At 66.4% G+C, this 3,288-nt stretch carries 1 protein-coding gene and 1 pseudogene; both read right to left on the bottom strand.

The genetic code is table 11. The annotated features are described in order from the left end of the window. Positions 1–380: chemotaxis protein CheW (locus tag IVB27_RS05320; RefSeq protein ID WP_247441948.1), on the bottom strand; the 380-nt coding region annotated here is incomplete at its 3' end. Between the two features lie 108 nt (positions 381–488). Beyond that, positions 489–3,286 (bottom strand): annotated as a pseudogene (locus IVB27_RS05315) (hybrid sensor histidine kinase/response regulator). Positions 3,287–3,288: the final 2 nt, after the last annotated feature.

Raw genomic sequence — 3,288 nt, 5'->3', positions numbered from 1 at the left:
GCGAGCTTGGCCATGCGGGGATCGAGGTTGACGGGGTTTTCTTCCATGTTGTCTTCGGCAAGCCGCAGCACCTCGCCGATCTGGTCGATCAGCAGGCCGTAGGATTCACCGCGCAGGTCGACGCCGACCGCCATCGGCGGCTTGCCGTCCTCGGGCCTGGGCAGGCCGAGCCGGGCGCGCATGTCGACCACGGTGACGATGCGGCCGCGCAGGTTCAGCACGCCCGCGATCTCGCGCGAGGACAACGGAACGCGGGTGACGCGCTCGGGCATGAACACGTCCTGGACCCGGGAGATCGGCAGGCCGAACAGCTGGCCGCCGATCATCGCGGTGACGTATTCGACCATGGCGCCTTCGCCGGACTGGGTCTTCCTGGTCATGTGCGTATCTCCTGATCCATGCCGGTTTGTTGGAGCATGATCTCCGCGCAAACGCGTTCCGGGTTTGTCGCGAGGGAAAACCGCTTCACACTTTTCCGGATCATGCTCTTACGCCGCCGCCCGGCTCAGCTCGGAGGCGCCGGCGGCGCCCGCGGTCTGTTCCTTCAGCGCCGCGATCAGACCGGGACGGTCGAACTTGGCGACATAGTCGTGGAAGCCGGCCTGACGGCCGCGCTCGATCGCCGCCGGCGACACCAGCGCCGAGAGGCCGATGATCGGCATCGCGCCCAGATTGCTGTCGGAGCGGATAACTTCCGCGAACTCGAACCCGTTCATGTCGGGCATCTCGATGTCGGTCAGGACCACGTCGAAGGTCTGTGCGCGCAGCGCCGCGAGGCCCTCCTGCGCGGTCGGCGCGGTGCGGACCCGGTAGCCGGCGGCCTTGAGCACCGGAGCCAGCATGTTGCGGAAGAACGCGCTGTCGTCGACCAGCAGCACCGACTGCGAGTGCAGCGACGGCTTCATCTCCTTGCGGGTGAACCAGTCGGCGAACGCCATCGGCAGGAAGTGGCCGACGTCGATCACTTCGGTGGCCTGGCCCTTGATCACGGCCGAGCCGAGAATGCCCTGGCTGGAGCCGCCGACCTCGATGTTGAGCCGTTCCTCGACGAGTCGATGATCTCGTCGACGACGAGGCCCATGGAGCGGCCGTCGTCGGAGAACACCAGGATCGGCTGGGCGCCCTGGCTGGCAATGGTGACGCTCTCCATGGCAACCAGCGGCATCAGCTGCTCGCGGTACTGCACCATGTAGCGGCCGTTGCTGAACTCGATCTTGTCGGCGGGCAGCTCCTCCAGGCGCGTGACCAGCCCGAGCGGGACCGCCTTGGGCTGGGACGAGCCGGCGCGGAAGACCAGGAGCGAGGTGGTCTGCTCGCCCGTTCCGATGTGGTGAGCCCCGTTCTCGTTGGCCATGTCATGGGCCGAGGCGCCGGCGGCGCCGAGCGCCTTGGCAATGCCGTTGGGGTCGATGATCATGATGACCGCGCCGTCGCCCAAAATGGTGTTGCCGGAGAACATGTCGATGTGACGCAGCTTCGTCGACATCGGCTTGACCACGATTTCTTCGGTGTGGAACACGCCGTCGACGACGATGCCGAAGGTCTGGCTGCCGACCTGGGTCACCACGATAAAACCGTTCTCGGGATCGGAGACGGCGCCGTCGTCGATCTTGAGCAGCTTCTTGAGGTGGATCAGCGGCAGCAGCTTGTTGCGCAACCTGAGGACCGCGGTGTCCTTGATGCGCTCGATGCGGTGCTCGGAGTTGGCGCGGGCACGGACCAGTTCGACCACGGCGAGCTGCGGGATCGCAAAACGGTCGCCGGCGGCCTCCACGATCAGCGCGGAGACGATGGCCAAGGTCAGCGGGATCTTGATGGTGACGGAGGAGCCTTCGCCGGCCACCGACTTGATGTCGATGGTGCCGCCGATCTGGTCGATATTGGTGCGCACCACGTCCATGCCGACGCCGCGTCCCGACACCGAGGTGATGGCGGCCGCGGTGGAGAAGCCCGGGGCGAAGATGAACTTGTGGATCTGGGCTTCGCTCATCTTCTCGAGCTCGGCCTCGGTGGCCAGACCCGAGGAGATCGCCTTGGCCTTGATCCTGTCGGTGTTGAGCCCGCGGCCGTTGTCGGCGATGCAGATGATGATGTGGCCGCCCTCGTGATAGGCGGACAGGCGAATGGTGCCCTGCTCGCCCTTGCCGCCGGCGAGACGCTCGGCCGGGGTCTCCAGGCCATGGTCGGCGGAGTTGCGCACCATGTGGGTGAGCGGGTCCTTGATCAGGTCGAGCACCTGGCGGTCGAGCTCGGTGTCGGCACCGTGCATCTCCAGCTCGATCTGCTTGCCGAGTTCGCCCGAGAGATCGCGGACGATGCGGGGCAGCTTCTGCCAGGCATTGCCGATCGGCTGCATGCGCGTCTTCATGACGCCTTCCTGCAGCTCGGCGGTGACGTTGGACAGCCGCTGCAACGGCACCTTGAACTCGGTGTCCTCGTTGCGGCGGGAGATCTCCAGCAGCTGGTTGCGGGTCAGCACCAGCTCGGAGACCATGGTCATCAGATGCTCCAGCGTATCCACGTTGACGCGGATCGACTGGTTGGCGATGCGGTCGCCCTCGGAGGCCGTCTCGTCGGCCGCCGACTTCTTCTTCGGGGCGGGCTTTGCCTTGGCGTCCTTCGCCGTGTCCTTGGCCGTTTCCTTGGCCACAGGCGCCGGCGCCTCAGCGGCCGGCGCGGGCGCGGCCTTTACTTCAGCTTTGGCAACGGGCGCGGGGGCCGGGGCTTCGATCGCGGTCTCGCGGAAGGCGCGCTCGAGCTCGTCGAGCGACACTTCGCCCAGACGCAGCGGCCGCTCCAGGGTCTGGTCGGCCAGCGCACCGGAGGTCGGCGCGGCTTCAACGGCGACAGGTGCTTCCGGCGCCAGCGGCGGCGCTTCGGCCACGGGAGCAGCAGCGACACCTCCGGCCATGCCGTGCTCGACCATCGCTTCCAGCTTGTCGATCAGGTCGCGGTCGGTGCCCTCGGGCTCGGCTTCGGTCGCCTCGAGCCCGGCCAAAATTTCCTTGATGCGGTCGATCGAGGACAGGATCACCGTCACCGCCTGCCCGGTCACCGGCATGCCGTCACGGAATTTGCCCATCAGCGTCTCGCCGGCATGCGCCAGCGCTTCCAGGCGCGGCAATCCGAGGAAGCCGCAGGTGCCCTTGATGGTGTGGACCAGGCGGAAGATGTTATCCAGGATCTTGGCGTTGTTCGGCTCCTGCTCGAACTTCACAAGCTGATTGTCCACCGTGTCCAGGCTCTCGCCGGTTTCCGTCAAAAACTCCCGCAACAGATCATCCATGA

Origin of the sequence: Bradyrhizobium sp. 197, from assembly GCF_023073375.1 — a bacterium.
Lineage (GTDB): Bacteria > Pseudomonadota > Alphaproteobacteria > Rhizobiales > Xanthobacteraceae > Bradyrhizobium.
Note: the sequence above shows the minus strand (reverse complement) of the source record. Positions and strands in the feature narration are given on the sequence as shown.